Below are 18,634 nucleotides of genomic sequence, written 5' to 3'. Positions count from 1 at the left end.
AGTTCCGTCGCGCAGGACCTGAACATCCTCAAAGTTGCCGGTAGCAAAGAGTGAACGAATGGTATTTTTGACATCTTCGTCATTAACCGTATCGCCAACGCGTACCGGCATGCTCAGCAGAGCTGCGCCGACGGCGACTCGCTGCAGCCCTTCGAAATGAATATCCTTTACCACAAAATCGTCTGCGCACCAGGCAACTGAGCTGTTCAGCATAATTAAGGCAACAATGGTTTTTTTCATTAATATCTTAAAGCCTGTTTTATTTTCAAATAACGTAAAAGTTTTCTCAGGCGATAAGTAATAAATTATATTTACTAATCGCTGACGCGGCCCCGATTACTCACGCTAACAGACAGGTTTTACCTACTAAGATTCAATGACAAAAGAGGCATTTTCTGTTCTTTTACACAAAAATAGAAAATGATAACGGATTAATTAAATATGGCTTACATAAGACTCCTCCTTATTCCCCCAGACCTGATGAAATACGCTTAACCTTATAATAAAAAGGTCGTTTAATCCTGTTTCCGACACGAGAGGCTCTTGTGTAGTCAGTTTAAATAAAGCGTTTAAATTTAGCTTCTGCTTACCAGCAACGCCTGGCATACCCGATCAGGCGGTTGAGGTTTTATTTACCGTCTTTATAGAAATTGTCTCTTGCGTTATAGCCTTCGTCCTTACCGTACAATCCGACGGCTCTTTGGTATCCGAGAATAGCCCCGATTATCCATCAGAGGGCCAGTTTGTCCCTGTAACTGAAGAAAAGGTCTATGCGCAAAAGTCTGGATGCTTCTGTTTTTTTTATTATGTTTTTTATTTGCGCCATCTGGGGTTCTCAACAGGTCGCAATAAAGATGGTTGAGCAATATGTTTCACCCATGCTGCAGCTATCCATTCGATCAGGTCTCTCTGCACTGATCGTTTTTATTCTGTTTAATCGTCGGGATGGGATCACCCTTCACCTGAAAACGCCTGGCGTCGCTTTCTCAGGGTTATGCACTGGACTGCTGTTTGCTCTGGAATTTTTTATGGTTGCGCTGGGAATACCTAAAACCTCTACCGGGCATATTACGCTGTTTCTCTACACCGCCCCGCTGTTCACCGCGGTCGGCCTGCATTTTTTGGTTCGCGATGAGAGAATGACGCGGCTGCAATGGTCAGGAATAATCGTTGCGTTCGCAGGTATTGCCGTAGCCGTACAGTTTTCTTTTGCCGATCGCTCTGCGACAGCAGGCGATCTCTTCGCTCTGGCTGCCGGTCTCTCCTGGGGCATCTCCAGCATTATTATTCGCACCTCTCAGCTGTCTACCCTGCCGCCTGCCTGCACACTTTTTTATCAGCTGACCATCACCAGCCTTATGCTGGCCCTGGCTGCGTGTTTCACGCATGAAACACGCTTTATTCTGAACGCGGCAGTGCTGCTCAGCCTGGCGTACCAGACGATTATCGTGTCTGTAATCAGCTATCTGTGCTGGTTCACCTTATTACGCTATTATCACGTCTCATCGCTGGGCACGCTGATCCTTCTGACGCCGGTCATGGGCATTGCAGCCGGGGCGGTATCCCTCGGAGAGACGCTGCAATCCAGTTTTCTAACCGGCTCGGTACTTATTCTTTCCGGTCTGATGCTAACGCGCCTTGGGCGAGAGAATCACCGCCTCAGAGAGAGCCCTACGTCATACACAGGCAAATGAGCATGAGCAACATCCTGGCAAAGAATAACCACCAGCGCTCTGTACGGAGTGAGGAACAAACGGCTGTTTCCTGTGATTTTATTTCAGATATAGACAATATTGCCGGTAAGCAGGCTGCTGCTAAGCCTGAAATAAGCGTAGGGATTATCCTCTGGCCGGAATTTCCACTATTAGCGCTGGCAGGCCTAATCGATGCACTGCGCCATGCGGCGGATTTTGGCGATAATAGCCAGAAAACGCGATGCTCATGGTATGTGATGAGTCATTATCCAGCCGAACCGGTTCTGGCAAGCTCAGGGACCTCTGTTCAGCCTGATGGCCCTTTCCGGTCTCCTGCTGAGTTTACTTATATTGCCGTTATTGGCGGTCTGCTGCGGAGCCTTAAAAATGGCCATTCTGCCGGTCGGGACTATTTGCATCATGCCAGACAGGAGGGCATCCCGCTTATTGGCATCTGTACCGGCAGCTTTATTCTTGCCGAAGAGGGGTGGCTGGACTCTCGCAGGGCCGCCATTCACCCCTACCATATAGCGGATTTCCGTAGATTGTATCCGGCGGTTTATGCTGAAACAGGTCATGATTTCATTGATGAAGGCGATATACTGACCTGCTCCGGCGGGATTTCAACGATCAGTCTCGCTACTGAACTTATCCGTCGACATTGCGGCCCGGATCGCGCGACAAAAGCTATTCATCAGATATCTATACCAAACAAAATTGATGACACTGCGATATCCGTAGCCAGAGCGATCGGTTTCACCAGGGTCAGTGACCCTCGCCTGCGCAGCGCGGTTTTTTTAATTGAAAAATCGCTGGTAAAACAGATATCGACAGCCTGGCTGGCCGCAGAAGTTCATATCAGCCCTCGTCATCTGACTCGCCTGTTTCATGACGAATTTGGTAAATCGCCGCAAGAGTTTATTCGCGCCACGCGTCTCAAATATGCCAGCTGGCTGTTGAAGAACTCGACTGAAACTATTACTGAAATTGCGCTAAGAACCGGGTTCAGTGATTGCGCGCATTTTATACGGAATTTTCAGAAAGAGTATGGTTGTACGCCTGGCCGCTATCGCACGCTTTAAATGGGCGTTTACGCAGGGTGGCAGAGAGAAGCGCGCATATAACGCGCGTCGTTTAACAGGTTACACATAAGCCCAAACGAGGAAACAGAGCCCGGCAAGCTGTCTGCCGGACGGTTTATTCAGAAATAAAGGATAAGTGGGCCTGGTATTTGAGCAGCTCACTAGCCGTTGTATAAACCCGTTCCGCCTGGCGTTTTGCCACCGGTCAAAACACCAGTCACTTTAGTGCGTTACACCCTCAGACGGCTGCCAGAGATGCACGCCGTTACGCCCGCCGCGCTTGACCTGGTAAAGCGCCTCATCGGCGTGACGCAGCCAGCTGTGGATCGAATCCACCTTGCTGGCGGGCGCGATGCCGATACTGACGGTGCAGGAGAAATCAGCCGAGGCGGGAAGGCGAAGCTGCGAGATGCGGGTCTGCAGGGTTTTCGCCAGCGCCAGGATTGCCGCCTCCTGAGCATCGCGCACGATAACGCACAGCTCATCACCGCCGAAGCGCGCCGGAATATCCTCAATACCGACACCGTCGCGCAGCAGCGCGGAGATCTCTGCCAGTAAAAAATCTCCCGCCTCATGGCCAAAGTTGTCATTTACCGCCTTGAAATGGTCCACATCGATAAGCATCAGCCAGGCGGCGCTTTCTCCACGGCGGGTACGTAGAAACTCGCTCTCCAGACGACGCTCAAACAGCCGTCGGTTAGGGATCTTTAGCCCGGGATCCATCAGCGCGATGCGCTCCAGCTCGCGATTCTTCAGGCGCAGATTCAGCGTCAGGTTATAAGAAACCACGCTCAGTGCCAGCAGATAGAAAGTGGCGAGCGGCAACGTCAGCCAGACCGTTCGCGTACTGAAGTTCATATTGACCGGCGCGCCTTGCAGCGCCCACACCAGCACAAAGGCGACCAGAAAAGCCTGCAGCGCGGCGATAAGCTGCGCCCAACCGCCCGCCGCGTAGCGATCCGCCACCAGAATCGCCATGATCACGAACGATGGCAATGGGCTAAGCGCCATCATCGCCACCCAGACGCCGCCAAAGGCAGCGTCCAGCGTCAGGTTAATGCGCTCGCGCCCGGTCGGGTCGTCAGAAGCAAGCGCCAGCCGCCAGGCCATCCAGGGCCAGAAAAAAGCGTTGACGAAAAGCAGCGCGCAGACGCTAAGGCCCTTCCCCGACTCCATTAACACCGAGAGGATGGGATAAAAGCAGAGAATGGTGCCCAACTGTCGCATAGCAAACATACGCCTGACGAACCGGGTCGAGCGTAACTTCAAATGCCTGTCATCAGGAGAGTAATAATTCATTAAATCAGTAAGAAGCGGCGGGATGGATAGCGCAGTTTATCGGTAATTGATTTAAAGCGGTGAGTTTTTTTAGGAATTTTCGTCTTGTATCTTTATTTTCACCTAAAAATTACTTTCGCAATTAATAATCTTTTTGCCTGAACATCCTCGTCGTTATTCTCAGCGCAGAAAACCTTTCCCGCATTCGTTATTACCTCTTTCAGCTGAGAAAACTTAGTCTGGTTTCTTTTTCCCCGGGAAATCAAAGATGAAAATGCTAGCGTTAACGCTGTGCCTGACCGCTTTTGCCAGCCAGGCGGCGGATACCGAACTGATAGTTGGCGATCAAAAGGGCAATGCGCGCGCCGTCATGGAAGCAGCGGGAGAACTCAGCCATCTGTCCTATGAAGTGAAATGGTATGAGTTTCCTAACGCCGCGCCGCTGCTGGAATCGCTTAACGCCAGCCATCTGGATGCCGGTCTGGTGGGCGACGGCCCGCTGTCGTTTGCCGTCGCGTCGGGCGCCCCCCTTAAAGCCATACAGGCATCGCAATATCTGGGCAATGCCATCATCGTAAAAAAAGGCAGCAGCATTAAAAGCGCCGCCGATCTGAAAGGTAAAAAGATTGCCACGGTGAAAGGCTCCTCCGGACAAAACCTGGTTTTTAATGCCCTGAACAACGCGCACTTGCCTGCCGACAGCGTGCAGTTTGTCTTTACCACGCCTGCCGAAGCGACGCTGGCGCTGGATAGCGGCGCGGTAGACGCGGTCGCTACATGGGAGCCTTATGTCTCTTTTGCTGTCGCCCAGTCCGGGGCGGTCATTGCGGTAGATGGCGATGCCTTCCCGGTATCCAGTTACCTGGTAGCGACCGATCGCGCCATTGCGGATAAACGTACAGCGCTACAGGATTTTCGGCAGCGGCTGATTCGCGCGCGCGAATGGGGCATAGCCCATCCGCAGGCGTATGCAGAGGGCATCGCGAAGCTGCTGCGCCTGCCAGATGCGGTGGCGCTGAACAAGGTGAAGCGCGAGAACAACGCGCCGCTAAGCGATGTGGCGACGGTGCAGCAGCGCCAGCAGGCCGCTATCGACACCTTTGCCCAAAGTGGCCTGATCAAACCCGGGCTAAGAGCCGACGCGATGATCGACGCCAGCTTTTTTCGCCAGCCTTAAGGAGAGAAAATAATGATGAATATCGCGCTCTATCTTGATGCAGGCATCCACCAGGGCGGCTGGCGTCACCCTGAGGCCGTCTCCAGCGGCGGCACGAACTGGCCGCTGTTTCGCCGCATCGCCCAACAGGCTGAAGCCGCAAAGCTTGATATGATTTTTGTCGCAGACAAGCTGGCGATTGACGATATCTACGGCGGCGACCTCAGCGCCACGGTGCGCAGCCGCCCGCAGGGCTGGTCGGAACCGCTGACGCTGCTTGCCGCGCTCGCGGCGGTGACTGACCGCATCGGCCTGGGCGGCACCGTTTCTTCTTCCTATTCGCTGCCCTACACTACCGCGCGGCAGCTGGCGAATATCGACCACCTCAGCGGCGGACGCGCGGCGTGGAACCTGGTCACCTCGGTCAGCGACGCCGAAGCGCGCAATTTTGGCCGTGACAGTCACTATTCCCACGCCGAGCGCTACGCGCGCGCCGCTGAGTTTATTACGCTGATGAAAAAGCTGTGGGACAGCTTTGACGATGACGCCATCGTGATCGACAAAGCCAACGCGCTATTCGCCCGGCCCGATGGCTTTCGCTATCTCAACCACCATGAAACCTTCTTTGATGTGCGCGGGCCGCTCAATATCCCGCGTCCGCCTCAGGGCTATCCGGTCGTGATCCAGGCGGGCGTATCCGAAGCGTTTATCGATCTGGCGGCGCAGCACGCCGAGGTCCTGTTCGTGGTGCAGCCGGATCAGCAGCGCGCGCGGCGTTTTTACCAGACGCTGAAAAGCAAAGCGCAGCAGTACGGCCGTACGCCGGATCGGCTGCGCGTTCTGCCTGGCATCGTGCCGGTGCTGGCGGAAACGCGCGCCGCGGCACAGGAGAAAGATCGCTATCTTAAGTCGCTGATCACCGTTGAATCGGCGCTGAGCTTTATGTCCGCCAGCATGAATCATGACCTGGCGCAGTATCCCCTGGATAAGCCAGCGCCGGATCTGCGCGATATTATCACCGGCAGCAAAGGGCGCTTCCAGTATGTGATTGCGCAGGCGCTTGAAGAGAAGCTGACGCTGGGCGAGATGGCGGTTCGCTATGCAGAAAGCCTCTCCTTTCCTTCACCGGTCGGCACGCCGGATGATGTGGCGGCAATGATGATCGCGTGGTATCACAGCGGCGCGTGCGACGGCTTCGTCGTACTGCCGACCTATCTGGAAGCGAGCGGCAATCTGTTTCTTGAGGAAGTGGTGCCGCGTTTACAGCGCGCCGGGGTCTTCCGCACGACCTATCCAGAAGGCACGCTGCGCGATACCCTGGGGCTGGCGCGTCCGGAGAATGGGCTGAGGTGAGTTTTTAACAGAAGTGTAAATCGGCTATCGCCGCTGATGCTGGCATGTTAAATAAGGCTTTTTTTATCGGGAGTCAGGCATGACAGCATACTTACTGGTTTCACTGATGGCGCTTTGCGTCGCGCTGGGTTTCTTAATCGTGGGCGTTAAGCGCCAGCAGAAAAATCTGCTGACGCGCGCGGGCGTCTATGCCGTTGTGGCAGTGGCGGTGCTTATTTATGGCGTGGCGATGGGCTAGTTAAGCAGACCGGCATAAATCTCGAAATTCTCTTCATCGAAGCAGACAATTTTAACCTCCTCCAGCGCCGGATTATCCGCCAGCGCGTCGCGAATCGCCTCCAGGGCGATTTCGGCCGCTCTTTTCTTCGGAAAACGGTAGATACCGGTACTGATGCTGGGAAAGGCAATCGTCTTGATATCGTGCTGCTGCGCCAGCCTGAAACAGCTCTGGTAGGCGCGCTTCAGCAGTTCAGCCTCGTTCTGACTGCCTCCGTTCCATACCGGACCGACAGTGTGAATGACGTAGCGCGCAGGCAGTTTTCCTGCGGTGGTGATCACCGCGTCGCCGGTATGGCAGCCGCCCTGGCGGTTACGGATGATTTTACACTCCTCCACTATTTCCGGCCCGCCGGCGCGATGAATCGCGCCGTCCACACCGCCGCCGCCGAGCAGCGAACTGTTCGCTGCGTTAACGATGGCGTCCGCGTTGATTTTGGTGATATCGCCAGCCACCAGCGTGATCTTCTCTTGCATCTTTCGCTCCTTGTCCTTTTCCTTAAGTCTAGTCGCGTCAGATAAAAGAAGATGTGAACAAACGCCAGCGTTACTGTGTCGGCAACGAGTAGCGCGACAGGGGCGCGATTTGACCGATAAGTTTGTTGTCCAGCATATAGTGGGCAAAAGCCTGATAGCGTGCCTCATCCAACCTGCCGGCGTCGCTGGCGAAAAGCGGCAGCGTCGCCTGCCAGGCCTGGTGATTAAGCGGCGTATTCAGCTCCGGATAAGCCTTAATAAAAGCCTGCCAGACCGCTTCAGGATGCGCGCGCAAATAAGCTACGCCCTCGTTCAGCCCATGCAGAAACTTGCCGATACGCGGGTCGGTCGCCGCCGTACCAGCGTTCGCCAGTACGATCAGTTCGTCATAGGCGGGAACGCCATGCTCCTCCGGTTTAAACGTCAGGGTCTCTGCGCCCTGCTGCCTGAGTTCCAGCAGCTCATAATTGCGATAGATGGTCATCGCGCCGTCGATTTTATGGCTGAGCAGCGCCGAGGCGGCATCCATATTCAGATTGATCAGCTTAACCTTGCCGACATCTACGCCTGCCGATTTGAGCATGGTCTGAATAGCAACATCTTCAAATCCCGGAATGGCGTAACCAAGCGTTTTCCCCTCGAAATCCCTGAGCGTATGGATATGGCTGCTTTTAAGCGTGGTAAGCGTATTAAGCGGCTGGCCGATTAGCGTACCGACGCGGATCACCGGTACCCCTTTATCCACCAGCGTATAGAGCTGCGGCTGGTAGCTTACGGCGAGATCGGCCTTGCCTGCCGCCAGCAGCAGCGGCACTGAGGCGGAATCCGCTGGCGCGATCATCTCCACATCCAGTCCCTGACGCGCAAAGGCACCGCTCTCTTTGGCGGCGAAGAGCGCCGCATGATTAGGGTTAACGAACCAGTCGAGCAGCAGGCGTACCTTCTGCGCCGCCTGAGCGGGCGCGGCCGCAGCCATCAGCAGCGCAACCAGCATCAGCATTACTTTTTTCACAATGATTCCTTATGCAGAGTAGAGAAAACGACGGCGCAGCAGTGCGACGCCGCCCGATAACAGCAGCGCCAGCAGCATTAACAGCGCCAGTGCGGCAAAACTGAGCGGCGTCTCCAGCCGCGCGCTGGCATGCATCATCAGGTAGCCGAGCCCTTCGCTCGCGCCGACCCATTCGCCAATCACCACGCCAACCGGCGCGAGAATGGCTGCCATTTGCAGACCGGAAAAAAAGTGCGGCAGCGCCGCGGGCCAGCGCACATGCAGGAACTGTCGCAGCCGCGAGCGGTTCATCGTCTGCGCCAGCTCCAGCCAGCCGGGCGGCGTGCGGCAAAGTCCGTCAAACAGCGACAGGCAGAGCGGGAAAAAGATAATCAGCGCGGCGACTACCACTTTCGACGCGACGCCGAAACCGAGCCACAGCACCAGCAGCGGCGCCAGCGCAAAGACGGGAATGGTCTGGCTGGCGGCGACCAGCGGAAACAGCAGACGGCGCAGCAGCGGACTGGCGGACATCACAATCGCCAGCGTCACGCCAGCGCCGCCGCCCAGCAGCAGCGCCAGCGCGATCTCTCCGAGCGTATAGAGCGCGTGATGCGCCAGCAGCGCATGCTGCTGAAGCAGCGCCTGCCCCACCGACTGAGGCGAAGGCAGCAGAAAAGCGGGTACGCCGCTGTGGCGTGCCAGTTGCCATACGCCGCCGATCACCGCCAGCAGGTAGGCCAGGCTTAAAATACGATGTTTAATCATGACTGAGCTGTTGAAAAAGCTGGCTCTGCGCCTGCAATACCGCGCCATCCTGCGCAGCGCGCGGCACATCGCCGTCGGGTGCGGAAAAGGCGCGACAGCGCAGCGGCGCGTCATCCAGCAGGTAGATATCATGCGCAAGGCGACACGCCTCAAGCGGATCGTGTGTGACTAACAGCAGCGTTTTGTCGCGTAACACACGGGCGGTCAGGCTTTGCAGCCGCAGCTTGGTCATGACGTCGAGCGTGGCGAACGGCTCGTCCATCAGCACCACCGGACGATCCTGATAGAGCGTGCGCGCCAGCGCGACGCGCTGCCGCATCCCGCCGGAGAGCGAGTCGGGGCGCGCGTCGCCCAGCCCGGCCAGCTCGACCTGCGCCAGCAACGCTTCGGCGCGCTTGCGGTCGGGACGCTGACCATTGAGCCGCGCGGAGAGCGTGACATTGTCGCGTACCGACAGCCAGGGATAGAGCTCGTCGCGCTGCCCCATCCAGGCGATGTGCTGCGACAGATCGCCCGCCAGCGAGCTGCTTATCCGTCCCTGCTGGGGCGTTAAAAGCCCCGCCGCCAGCCGCAGCAGCGTGCTTTTACCTGCGCCGCTGCGCCCCAGCAGCGCGCTGGTTTTTCCGCCGCGCAGCGCCAGGCTAAAACGATCGCAGATCGGCTTGCTGTTCCAGCCAAACGTTACCTCTTCAAAAGCGATGTCGGGGCCGTGCGGCATCATGCTCATCCCTGGTTCGCCGCGATGATCGCCAGCGGCATGACGCCGCGCTGCGCCAGCACCGACGCCGCTTTCGCCGCGCGAATGCCGCTGGCGCACACCAGCACTACGCGCCGACCGGCGGGGGGTTGCCACGCGTCTATCGCCTCCGGCAGGATGCGCTCAACCTGCGCCGCCACGCTGTGCGGCGCTTCCTCGCGGCTGCGCAGCTCGACGATACAATCGTCCGCCTGCAGCAGGTCGCGGTCGATAAAAGGAATGAGGGGCTGCGTCGGCTCCTGCGCGTCGTCAAAGCGAAAGGCGCGGAAATGCCACTGGGTAAAGTCGCAGTTCACCAGGCTGCCGAGCGGCGACGGCGTTAATCCCAGCAGCACGCTGAGCGCCATCTGCGCCTGCATCGCGCCCAGCGTCGCCACCGCCGGTCCCATTACGCCAGCGGTGTTGCAGTTAGCGGCAGAGGTGGGGAGCTGCGGAAACAGAGCACGATAGCCAGGCGCGCTGCCGCAAAAACCGCCGACATAGCCCTGCCGACCCAGCACCGAGGCGCTGATCAGCGGAATATGGCGCGGCTGACAGGCGTCGGACAAGGTGTAGGTCACGGCGAAGCTGTCCGCCGCGTCGATCGCCAGGTCGATCCCCTCGAGCGCTCTCGCGACCGTACTGGCACGCAGCGCCTGCTGTCGCGCCTCGGTTACGCAATCGCGGTTGCGCTCGTTCAGCGCGCGCGCGGCGCACAGCGCTTTTGGCTGGCCGACATCGGCGGTGGTAAAAAGCGTCTGACGATGTAAATTGTGCAGCTCTACTGCGTCATCGTCCCAGATGCGCAGATAGCCGACGCCCGCACCCGCCAGCAGCGGCAGCAGCGTCGATCCCAGCCCGCCTGCGCCCACCACCAGCACGCGCGCGGCGCGGAGCCGCTGCTGCCCCGCTTCGCCGATCTCTGGCAGCATCTGCTGCCGCTGATAACGATTCATTCTCTTGTCCCGTTAGCTAAACTGCGCCAGGCCAAACACCGGCGTCGAGGCAGCGGCCATCTCGCGCCGCTCCATCAGTCCCGCCTGGTGCGCCGCCTGTCCCGCGCGGATTGCGCCCGCAAAAGCGCCCGCCATCGCCACCGGATCCTGTGCTTTCGCGACGGCGGTGTTGAGCAGGATGGCGTCGAATCCGAGTTCCATCGCCTGCGCCGCCTGGCTCGGTGCGCCGATACCCGCGTCGATCACCAGCGGCACGTCTTTAAACCAGGCGCGGAAGCTGCGTAACCCTTCGATATTGCGCAAGCCCTGACCGGATCCAATAGGCGCACCCCAGGGCATCAGCACCTCACATCCCGCTTCCAGCAGCTTTTCACCGACGATCAGATCCTCAGTGGTATAGGGAAAGACCTGAAAGCCGTCCGCACAGAGAATGCGCGCCGCCTCGACCAGCGCAAAGGGATCGGGTTGCAGCGTGTCGGCGTTGCCGATCACCTCCAGCTTTATCCACGGCGTGTCGAAGAGTTCACGCGCCATATAAGCGGTGGTCACCGCCTCTTTGACGCTGTGGCAGCCAGCGGTGTTGGGCAGTACGCGGCGGTTGAGCTGGCTGAGCAGATCGCGAAACGCGCCGCCCTGACTCCCTTCCCGCCGCAGGCTGACGGTAATGATTTCGGCATCAGCGGCGCAGATCGCCTGCTGCAGAATATCGGGCGACGGATAGCCGGCGGTGCCGAGCAGAAAGCGCGAGCGGGGAACAAAGCCGTAGAACATGCTTTAGCCTCCCTGCATCGGCGACAGCACTTCCAGCCGACATCCCGCTTCCAGCCGCTGGCTCTCATACTGCGAGCGCGGCAAAAACTGGCCGTTAAAGGCGCTGGCGACGCAGGCGGCGTCGATTTTTCGCTCCTGCAGCAGCGCCGCGACATTCGCCGCTTCGGTTTCCACTGGCTGACCGTTGAGTTCAATTTGCATGGTTCGACTCCTGACTAAGCAGTTGCATTAGCTGCTGCGCCATGGCGGGCGCAAGTAAAAAACCGTGGCGGTACATGCCGTTAAGCGAGAAGACGCCGTCGCGGTAGCGCACTTCCGGCACGTTATGACGGTAGGCGGGACGCCGACCCGTACCGCTCTCGACAATGCGCGCCTCCGCCAGCGCCGGGTGAATCGCCCAGGCGGCGCCGAGCAGCTCCATCATGGCGCGGGCGCTGATCGGGCTGGCGTCGTCGCTCTCAACCATGGTCGCGCCGAGCATAAAATGCCCGTCGGCACGCGGCACCAGATAGCAGGGAAAGCGCGGATGCAGCAGCCGGATCGGCCGGGAAAAATGGAGTTCTTTACACTGCAGGATCAGCATCTCGCCGCGTACCGCGCGCAGTTCCGGCTGGCGATCGACGGCGTGAATGCCGCGACAGTCGATAAGGGTTCCGGCGGGTTTGCCGGCGTGAAAGGCGACGCCGCGCGCCTCAAGGCTGGCACGCAGTTGCCGCAGCGCGTCGCGCGGATTGAGATGCGCTTCATCGGGGAAAAACAGGCCGCGCGCAAAGCGTCCCGCCAGCTCAGGCTCGAGCTGCGCGGGATCGGCCCACTGGTGCTGACGCGTCATGCGGGCGAAGCGCGTCAGCTCCGCCGCGTCGCGCGGCGACGCCACCACCAGCGTGCCCTGATGCGCGACGTCGTCAACCCGTTGCGACCACCACTCCGCGGCGCGCTGTCCCAGTTCGACGACCTGTTCAGGCGCGCTTTCCCCTTCGCAGAAAGGCGCCAGCATCCCGCCCGCCCAGTGCGACGCGGGCGTCTGGTCGCTGACGATCACCTCAACCGTTTCGCCCTGTTCAGCCAGCAGCGTGGCGACGCATAATCCGGCGACGCCGCTGCCGATCACAGACCAGCGGCTCATGGCGCGCACCTGACAAAGTAAGCTTTTTGAAAAAGATAACGATTCACGCAGGCCTCGATGTTGACGACCCGTGATACGTGAAGGGAAAAAGCGTGAGCAAAGGAGGTAAGCTCGCGCGGCAGGCATCTCAAAGGGGAAAGCATCAGTGAGATACGAGTCTTCCTACGCCAGTATCAACTGGGTCAGGTTCAAAGGGTCGCTAAACCGCGCGCTGCGCTATTAGCCTCTCAGTCTCTCTGGCGAGACTCCCCCGACGGCCATTAGTTGTAGGGCAACTGACTGTCCGGCGTCAAGTGCGACGTGTCAGTCAGCTGTTAAATCGGCGGTTTCGCTGCGGGTGGTTAACACCACCGAAGCAGCCCGACGCCGCTGACGTCGCTCACTCAGAACAGAGTAGATACCGGCGAGCGCCACCAGGCTCGCGCCGATCAGCGTGGTGTTTTCGGGCAAGACATTAAGAAAAATCACGCCGATAATTACCGACCAGAGCAGCGAACTGTAATCGAAAGGCGCCAGCAGCGAGGCGTCGGCGTAGCGCATGCTCAGCGTCAGCAAAATTTGCGTCAGCCCGCCGAAAAAGCCGCAGCCCAGCAGCAGAAGGAGCTGCTCGCCCTGTGGTAAACGCCAGCCGAACGGCAGCGTCAGCAGTGAGGTCGCGCCCGTCATCGCGGTAAACCAGAAGGCGATCGCGCCCGGCTTCTCTTTGCCGCTCAGGTAGCGGATCTGAATCAGCGCGCCAGCCGTGCAGATAGCGGAGAGCAGCGCCAGCAATACGCCGACGGATGAGGCCAGGCTGGCTACAGTGAGACGTGACGGGCCGCTTAGCGAGAGGTGACCAGAAAGCATGATCACAATGCCGACAAACCCGGCCAGCACCGACAGCCAGCGATTAAGACGCACTTTTTCGCGCAGCACCACGGCAGCGAGCAGTACGGTAAACAGCGGCGCGGCATAGTTAATGGCAGTGGCGTCGGTCAGCGTAATATACATCAGCGACAGATAGCTGAAGTACATGCTGCAGGTACCCGCCAGGCCCCGGCCAAGATGCCCCTTAACGTTGCGGGTTTTAATGCCCGCTACAATACCGCCCTGATATTGCAGCCAGACCAGCAACGGCATTATGCCCACCAGCGAACGGAAAAAAATCACCTCGCCGACCGGCAACGCGCCCTCCAGACCTTTTACGCAGGCAAGCATCAGCGTGGAGCTGAGCGTCGCTATGATTTTAAGTGAAATACCCGTCGACGCGCTCACGCCGCGCTCCTTATTCCGCCGTATCAGAAAGTGAGCGCTCAGGTTAACGCAGACGCGCTGCGCAGGCCGCGGGAAACCACAGCAAATACAGCGTATTCTGCCTTTATGGGCCAGGCGTACAGCATAATTACGCAACCACGCTCTCCCTGCCTCGAGTGAGAATGAGCTGAAAGTTTATTTACTTTTTTTCTTAACGCCGAAAAGTTTATTCTCCACGCCTTATGCTCTACCTGACGCGCCAGATCTTATGCGGGTTCAGCGCTAAAAACAGGTCAACCCTTACCTTTATTAAGACGCAACAGAAAACGCCGATAAATATTTAACTCTTTGTTTAAATAGAAATTTAATCGCGATAACTTTCTGGGTTTGACGGCACTCTCAAGTAACAAAAGGTTATATAAACCTTTCACCAAACCGCCTGTTAAATAGGCGCAGCGAAAAAAATTCTCCGCTCGAAGTTAAACCTCAAAAGCCGCCTTATTATTAATAACGATCCCGCAAATGGTGGGTTTAATAACCGTCTGGTTAATTTGAATGTGACAAACTTCACATATGTGCCAGGCTTATTATCATCCGAAAACGATGTGCAAGGAGCTAAGCATGACTACCCAAAACGACAAAACACTCGTCCCGGTTGAATTTCCGAAACCGTCATTTCCGGAACAGAAACAACCTGTGCCCGGTCTCGCCAGCAAAATGGATCCGGTTCCGGATCACGGGGAAACCACCTATCGCGGCACTGGCCGTCTGACTGGACGCAAAGCGCTGATCACCGGCGGCGATTCCGGTATCGGCCGCGCTGTCGCTATCGCCTATGCCCGTGAAGGCGCCGACGTAGCGATCAACTATCTGCCAGAAGAAGAGTCGGACGCGGCTGAAGTTATCGAGCTGATTAAAGCTGAAGGCCGTAAAGCCGTGGCTATTCCTGGCGATATCCGTGATGAAGCCTTTTGCCAGTCGCTGGTGAAACAGGCTGTCGATCAGCTGGGCGGACTCGATATTCTGGTGAACAACGCCGGACGTCAGCAGTTCAACGAATCGATTCGTACCCTCTCTACCGAAGACTTTGACGCGACCTTTAAAACCAACGTTTATGCCATGTTCTGGATCACCAAAGCCGCAGTTGACCACCTGCCGCGCGGCGCATCCATTATCAATACCTCATCGGTACAGGCCTATAAACCAAGCGATATCTTGCTGGACTACGCGCAGACTAAAGCGGCCATCGTCGCCTTTACCAAAGCGCTGGCGCAGCAGCTGGGCGAGGAAGGCATCCGCGTAAACGCGGTCGCGCCGGGTCCATACTGGACTCCGCTGCAGGTATGCGGCGGCCAGCCGCAGGAAAAAGTTAAAGAGTTCGGTGCCAGCGCGCCGCTGGGCCGTCCGGGCCAGCCGGTTGAAATCGCGCCGCTTTACGTCACGCTCGCCTCGGCCGAAAGCAGCTACACCTCTGGTCAGGTCTGGTGCTCCGACGGCGGTACTGGCACGCTGTAATACCCGCTGTTCCTCCCAACTGGTCGCCCTGTGCGGCCAGTTTTTTCGTCTGTAGATAACGCGTTTCAGACAAGGATGCTTCTGATGAAAAACGGTGATTACGCCTCGCCCGTACGCGAGGATGGATTTGCGGGCCTCGGTGACTACGCAGCGATTGGCGAAGGACGTTCTGTCGCGCTGATTGCCCCCGACGGCGCTATCGACTGGTGGTGCGCGCCGAATCTCGATTCGCCGCCGCTGTTCGATCGCCTGCTCGATCCCGGCATTGGCGGTTTTTTTGCGCTTACGCCTGTTCAGCCCTATCGCATGCAGCGACGCTACCGCGATGAAAGTAATGTGCTGGAAACCTGTTTTACCACCGATGAAGGCGAAGTTCGCCTGACGGAATCCCTGAACAGCACCCTGGCGGGCCGTTTGCCCTGGAGCGAACTTGCGCGCCGCGTAGAAGGCGTGCGCGGCAGCATGACGCTCAGGCTACACCTGCGCTTTGGCACTGTTGCGGAGACGCGTTCGCCGTGGATGGGCAACACCACTCAGGGGAATGTATTTCATATCGGCGATATCATGGCGATGCTGCGCACCAGCGACGACGTAAAGATCACCCATATGGATGACGAGCAGGTGATCGCCGAGCTTACCACGCAGCAGGATTCACGTTCGCTGGTGGCGCTGCTGATTACCCAGCGCGAGCCGCTGGCCGTGCCGGACCTCGAGGCTATTGATACCCGTATCGAAACCAGTCATACCGCCTGGCAGGACTGGTGTAAAAGCCTGAGCTATGAGGGCGAATACAAAGTCCATGTCAAACGCTCGGCCCTGTCGCTGAAATTTCTCTGGTACTCCCCTACCGGGGCGCTGGCCGCGGCGGCCACCACTTCGCTGCCGGAAGGCATCGGCGGCGAGAAAAATTACGACTACCGTTACGCCTGGGTGCGGGACGCCTGCCTGATTATTAAATCTTTTGTCTATCTCGGCGCGCTGGAAGATTGTAAAGCGGCCTTCTCCTGGCTGTCGCAGACCATTATGCGTCACGGCATCGAGCTACGTACCTGCTATACGCTTGAAGGCGATATCGTGCCACCGGAGCGCTATCCGGCGCTGCGCGGCTATAAAGATTCGCTGCCGGTGCGCGTCGGTAATAACGCGCGCGACCAGCGTCAGCTGAGCATGTATGGCGATATGCTCGCCACGGCGCAGCTGTTTATCGAAGCGGGCCACGTACTGGACTTAGGCACGTCGCGGCTGCTGGGCCAGCTGGCAAACCACTGCGCCGATCGCTGGCGGCTAAAAGATTCCGGTATCTGGGAACTGCCGGAAGAGCAGCACTATACCCATTCGAAAATGGCGTGCTGGCTGGCGCTGGATCGCGCGGTCGCCATGGCGAAAGCGCGCCATATCGAACCGACCTGGATGGAGCGCTGGGAGCGCGAGCGCGACCGCATCCGCGACTGGGTGGAAGAGCACTGCTGGTCGGAGAGCAAACAGGCTTATCTGTTCTACGTCGGCAGCGAAGAGCGGCTGGATGCCTCGCTGGCGCTGGTACATCACTACGGCAATGCGGTGAACCCGGCGCGTATGCGTTCGACCTATGCGGCGATTCAGCGCGAGCTGGGCCAGGGTCGCGCCATGCTCTATCGCTACAGCGGCGTGGAGAAGGAGGAGAGCACCTTTATCGCCTGCTCGTTCTGGCTGGCGGAAGCCTGGGCCTCCCTGGGCGAGATTGCAAAGGCGCGCGCCTGCATGGATGAGATCCTGGAAACGCTGTGCGACAGCGGTAATGTAGAGATCTTCAATGAAATGTTTGACGTTCGCAGCAACGAATGGCGCGGGAATCTGCCGCAGGGTCTCAGTCACCTTGCTTTGATTTGCGCCGCGCAGGCATTGACCTGTCATCAACATAATCAAAAAACTCAAGGAGAACTATGATGGCGACAAGAGGCATTGAGCATATCGGCATCACCGTCAGCAATATTGAGCAGGCGGAAAACTTTTTTATCAAGGCGCTCGATGCGTCGATACTCTACCGCATCGTTCCCTGGCAGAAGAGCGAACAGCGCATCGGCGGCGATCAAATGCGTCCGGTTAACGGCTTTCCGCCCCAGCTGAGCGTGGTGGGGCTGTCAATGCTGCGCCTGGGGAATGGCTGTAACGTAGAGCTGTTCCAGCTGGAGCCTGGCATTGCCGACGATCTGGCAAATATCGGCCAGCCCGGCGTTAACCACTTCTCCATCTATGTTGATGATATCAACGAGACGGCGGAAAAGCTGAAGGCGCATGGCGCACGCTTTTATGACGGCCCGAATGACTGTTTCGCCCAGGAAGAAGGCTCAGGGAATCAGACATGGTTTTGTCTGACGCCGTTTGGCGTGCTGATTGAGCTTATCACCCTGCCCTCGCCGCTGCAGTATGATGGCGAAGCGACCCAGCCGCGCTGGTTGCCTGCTGAATAAACGTTCTGTCAGACCGCGCTTCGGCGCGGCTGTTTTTATTGCCAGGAATAGTCTGAATCCCCCGCCGCGGCAATAAACCCTCTTTTTATTTCCCTGCTACAACCTGTACAAGGTTATTATTGCGATACAATTTTTGCAATATTCCCTTTTATTTCCAGCCGCTTCTGCTCGCCTGAATTATTGCTGCCTTGTTAAATTTCGCAGCCTGCCCTTTTACCGCACCGCTTGCAGAATATAACAAGGGTTCTAATCTTTAAGGTGTAAGACGCACGCAGCCTACAGACCGGCTGTGTTATTTTCAACTCATGAAGAGGACCCATTATGGCTCAACATCGAGGCGGATCAGGTAACTTTGCTGAAGATCGTGAAAGAGCGTCAGAAGCTGGCCGCAAAGGCGGACAGCACAGCGGTGGTAACTTCAAAAACGACCGTGAGAAAGCATCCGAAGCGGGTAAAAAAGGCGGGCAGAACAGCCGCCGAGGCTCATAACTCTCTTACCTGAACACAGGTTTCTCAGGAGAGATGAGCACTGCATAGCGTTAATAAAACCGCTATCGACTGCGCCGGGTTATACAGCCTGGCGCATATTTTTTGCCTCTACATTATCGGTTATATCTGCGCACGCAATAAAGGTTACGCGCTTCAGTCAACTACCTTTCCGCTATAAAAAACTTTTCTGGCCACATCACAATTTAAATAATTAACCCCCTCTGACAGTCTCCGCCAGTTAAATCAGCAAATGGTATTGCTGTTGCCCGTTTATATCAGGGCC

General features: G+C 57.4%; 19 protein-coding genes, 1 pseudogene and 1 riboswitch. Of the genes and pseudogenes, 9 read left to right on the top strand and 11 right to left on the bottom strand.

The genetic code is table 11. From position 1 onward, the window contains the following. A pseudogene (locus D7S44_RS21940) lies at positions 1-246 on the bottom strand (outer membrane protein assembly factor BamA); the annotation flags it as partial. A gap of 524 nt (positions 247-770) precedes the next feature. On the opposite strand from D7S44_RS21940, the gene D7S44_RS21935 reads away from it, so the two are divergent. Both D7S44_RS21935 and D7S44_RS21930 read left to right on the top strand, forming a co-directional pair. Further along, positions 771-1,694 (top strand): DMT family transporter, encoded by a 924-nt coding sequence (locus D7S44_RS21935; RefSeq protein ID WP_240629520.1) that lies wholly within the window; start codon positions 771-773, stop codon positions 1,692-1,694. Positions 1,695-1,696: 2 nt separating this feature from the next. Then, on the top strand, positions 1,697-2,776 hold the full coding sequence (locus D7S44_RS21930; RefSeq protein ID WP_120458339.1) for a GlxA family transcriptional regulator: 1,080 nt from the start codon (positions 1,697-1,699) through the stop codon (positions 2,774-2,776). A gap of 222 nt (positions 2,777-2,998) precedes the next feature. Here D7S44_RS21930 and D7S44_RS21925 read toward each other — a convergent pair whose 3' ends face one another. Further along, positions 2,999-4,075: a diguanylate cyclase gene (locus D7S44_RS21925; protein ID WP_120458338.1), complete on the bottom strand. Its 1,077-nt coding sequence runs from the start codon at positions 4,073-4,075 to the stop codon at positions 2,999-3,001. Between the two features lie 247 nt (positions 4,076-4,322). Here D7S44_RS21925 and D7S44_RS21920 point away from each other — a divergent pair, with 247 nt between their 5' ends. The 3 genes from D7S44_RS21920 (at position 4,323) to D7S44_RS23590 (ending at position 6,801) form a co-directional block, all read left to right on the top strand. Beyond that, positions 4,323-5,231, top strand: coding sequence for an ABC transporter substrate-binding protein (locus D7S44_RS21920; RefSeq protein WP_120458337.1), 909 nt, complete (start codon positions 4,323-4,325; stop codon positions 5,229-5,231). Positions 5,232-5,243: 12 nt separating this feature from the next. Continuing rightward, positions 5,244-6,563, top strand: coding sequence for an NtaA/DmoA family FMN-dependent monooxygenase (locus tag D7S44_RS21915; protein ID WP_120458336.1), 1,320 nt, complete (start codon positions 5,244-5,246; stop codon positions 6,561-6,563). Positions 6,564-6,642: 79 nt separating this feature from the next. After that, on the top strand, positions 6,643-6,801 hold the full coding sequence (locus D7S44_RS23590) for a hypothetical protein (protein ID WP_158591298.1): 159 nt from the start codon (positions 6,643-6,645) through the stop codon (positions 6,799-6,801). Here the strand turns inward: D7S44_RS23590 and D7S44_RS21910 are convergent. The 9 genes from D7S44_RS21910 to D7S44_RS21870 form a co-directional block, all read right to left on the bottom strand. Then, a complete protein-coding gene (locus D7S44_RS21910; RefSeq protein ID WP_120458335.1) occupies positions 6,798-7,316 on the bottom strand; it encodes an O-acetyl-ADP-ribose deacetylase in 519 nt (172 codons plus the stop codon). The genes D7S44_RS23590 and D7S44_RS21910 overlap by 4 nt on opposite strands. A 70-nt stretch (positions 7,317-7,386) precedes the next feature. Then, positions 7,387-8,316, bottom strand: coding sequence for an ABC transporter substrate-binding protein (locus tag D7S44_RS21905; RefSeq protein ID WP_218834658.1), 930 nt, complete (start codon positions 8,314-8,316; stop codon positions 7,387-7,389). Positions 8,317-8,337: 21 nt separating this feature from the next. Then, positions 8,338-9,075 (bottom strand): ABC transporter permease, encoded by a 738-nt coding sequence (locus tag D7S44_RS21900; protein WP_120458333.1) that lies wholly within the window; start codon positions 9,073-9,075, stop codon positions 8,338-8,340. Next, entirely contained in the window at positions 9,068-9,796 is a 729-nt protein-coding gene (locus D7S44_RS21895) for an ABC transporter ATP-binding protein (RefSeq protein WP_306457944.1), read from the bottom strand. Before D7S44_RS21895 ends, D7S44_RS21900 begins: the two co-directional genes overlap by 8 nt. Positions 9,797-9,798: 2 nt before the next feature. Further along, entirely contained in the window at positions 9,799-10,767 is a 969-nt protein-coding gene (locus D7S44_RS21890) for a HesA/MoeB/ThiF family protein (protein WP_120458332.1), read from the bottom strand. A gap of 12 nt (positions 10,768-10,779) precedes the next feature. Continuing rightward, complete coding sequence (locus D7S44_RS21885; RefSeq protein WP_120458331.1) at positions 10,780-11,538, bottom strand: thiazole synthase; 759 nt, start codon at positions 11,536-11,538, stop codon at positions 10,780-10,782. A gap of 3 nt (positions 11,539-11,541) precedes the next feature. Continuing rightward, positions 11,542-11,739, bottom strand: coding sequence for a sulfur carrier protein ThiS (gene thiS / locus D7S44_RS21880; protein WP_120458330.1), 198 nt, complete (start codon positions 11,737-11,739; stop codon positions 11,542-11,544). Then, positions 11,729-12,664, bottom strand: a complete 936-nt coding sequence (locus D7S44_RS21875; RefSeq protein WP_120458329.1) for an FAD-dependent oxidoreductase — start codon at positions 12,662-12,664, stop codon at positions 11,729-11,731. The genes thiS and D7S44_RS21875 overlap by 11 nt, the downstream gene beginning before the upstream one ends. Positions 12,665-12,806: 142 nt before the next feature. Beyond that, positions 12,807-12,926, bottom strand: a riboswitch (TPP riboswitch). Positions 12,927-12,967: 41 nt separating this feature from the next. Further along, positions 12,968-13,918, bottom strand: a complete 951-nt coding sequence (locus D7S44_RS21870; RefSeq protein ID WP_120458328.1) for a DMT family transporter — start codon at positions 13,916-13,918, stop codon at positions 12,968-12,970. 600 nt (positions 13,919-14,518) lie between these two features. On the opposite strand from D7S44_RS21870, the gene D7S44_RS21865 reads away from it, so the two are divergent. The 4 genes from D7S44_RS21865 to D7S44_RS21850 all read left to right on the top strand — a co-directional run bounded on the left by D7S44_RS21865 (position 14,519) and on the right by D7S44_RS21850 (position 18,351). Next, positions 14,519-15,412 carry an SDR family oxidoreductase gene (locus D7S44_RS21865; RefSeq protein WP_120458327.1) on the top strand — a complete coding sequence of 298 codons (894 nt, stop codon included), beginning with the start codon at positions 14,519-14,521 and terminating at the stop codon, positions 15,410-15,412. Positions 15,413-15,496: 84 nt separating this feature from the next. After that, positions 15,497-17,338, top strand: coding sequence for a glycoside hydrolase family 15 protein (locus tag D7S44_RS21860; protein ID WP_120458326.1), 1,842 nt, complete (start codon positions 15,497-15,499; stop codon positions 17,336-17,338). After that, entirely contained in the window at positions 17,335-17,862 is a 528-nt protein-coding gene (locus D7S44_RS21855; RefSeq protein WP_240629519.1) for a VOC family protein, read from the top strand. Before D7S44_RS21860 ends, D7S44_RS21855 begins: the two co-directional genes overlap by 4 nt. 321 nt (positions 17,863-18,183) lie before the next feature. Beyond that, positions 18,184-18,351 (top strand): con-10 family general stress protein, encoded by a 168-nt coding sequence (locus D7S44_RS21850; protein ID WP_103796973.1) that lies wholly within the window; start codon positions 18,184-18,186, stop codon positions 18,349-18,351. Positions 18,352-18,634: the final 283 nt, after the last annotated feature.

Origin of the sequence: Pantoea piersonii (genome assembly GCF_003612015.1) — a bacterium.
GTDB classification, from domain to species: domain Bacteria; phylum Pseudomonadota; class Gammaproteobacteria; order Enterobacterales; family Enterobacteriaceae; genus Pantoea; species Pantoea piersonii.
This window is presented reverse-complemented; position numbering and strand designations above follow the sequence as displayed.

Excerpts from the sequence above, each read along its gene's own strand:
- D7S44_RS21905 (WP_218834658.1), bottom strand. The coding sequence starts at position 8,316 with ATGCTGATGCTGGTTGCGCTGCTGATGGCTGCGGCCGCGCCCGCTCAG.
- D7S44_RS21925 (WP_120458338.1), bottom strand. The coding sequence starts at position 4,075 with ATGAATTATTACTCTCCTGATGACAGGCATTTGAAGTTACGCTCGACC.
- D7S44_RS21875 (WP_120458329.1), bottom strand. The coding sequence starts at position 12,664 with ATGAGCCGCTGGTCTGTGATCGGCAGCGGCGTCGCCGGATTATGCGTC.
- D7S44_RS21885 (WP_120458331.1), bottom strand. The coding sequence starts at position 11,538 with ATGTTCTACGGCTTTGTTCCCCGCTCGCGCTTTCTGCTCGGCACCGCC.
- D7S44_RS21915 (WP_120458336.1), top strand. The coding sequence starts at position 5,244 with ATGATGAATATCGCGCTCTATCTTGATGCAGGCATCCACCAGGGCGGC.
- D7S44_RS23590 (WP_158591298.1), top strand. The coding sequence starts at position 6,643 with ATGACAGCATACTTACTGGTTTCACTGATGGCGCTTTGCGTCGCGCTG.
- D7S44_RS21865 (WP_120458327.1), top strand. The coding sequence starts at position 14,519 with ATGACTACCCAAAACGACAAAACACTCGTCCCGGTTGAATTTCCGAAA.
- D7S44_RS21895 (WP_306457944.1), bottom strand. The coding sequence starts at position 9,796 with ATGATGCCGCACGGCCCCGACATCGCTTTTGAAGAGGTAACGTTTGGC.
- D7S44_RS21890 (WP_120458332.1), bottom strand. The coding sequence starts at position 10,767 with ATGAATCGTTATCAGCGGCAGCAGATGCTGCCAGAGATCGGCGAAGCG.
- D7S44_RS21930 (WP_120458339.1), top strand. The coding sequence starts at position 1,697 with ATGAGCAACATCCTGGCAAAGAATAACCACCAGCGCTCTGTACGGAGT.
- D7S44_RS21855 (WP_240629519.1), top strand. The coding sequence starts at position 17,335 with ATGATGGCGACAAGAGGCATTGAGCATATCGGCATCACCGTCAGCAAT.
- D7S44_RS21910 (WP_120458335.1), bottom strand. The coding sequence starts at position 7,316 with ATGCAAGAGAAGATCACGCTGGTGGCTGGCGATATCACCAAAATCAAC.
- D7S44_RS21920 (WP_120458337.1), top strand. The coding sequence starts at position 4,323 with ATGAAAATGCTAGCGTTAACGCTGTGCCTGACCGCTTTTGCCAGCCAG.
- D7S44_RS21900 (WP_120458333.1), bottom strand. The coding sequence starts at position 9,075 with ATGATTAAACATCGTATTTTAAGCCTGGCCTACCTGCTGGCGGTGATC.
- thiS (WP_120458330.1), bottom strand. The coding sequence starts at position 11,739 with ATGCAAATTGAACTCAACGGTCAGCCAGTGGAAACCGAAGCGGCGAAT.
- D7S44_RS21850 (WP_103796973.1), top strand. The coding sequence starts at position 18,184 with ATGGCTCAACATCGAGGCGGATCAGGTAACTTTGCTGAAGATCGTGAA.
- D7S44_RS21860 (WP_120458326.1), top strand. The coding sequence starts at position 15,497 with ATGAAAAACGGTGATTACGCCTCGCCCGTACGCGAGGATGGATTTGCG.
- D7S44_RS21935 (WP_240629520.1), top strand. The coding sequence starts at position 771 with ATGCGCAAAAGTCTGGATGCTTCTGTTTTTTTTATTATGTTTTTTATT.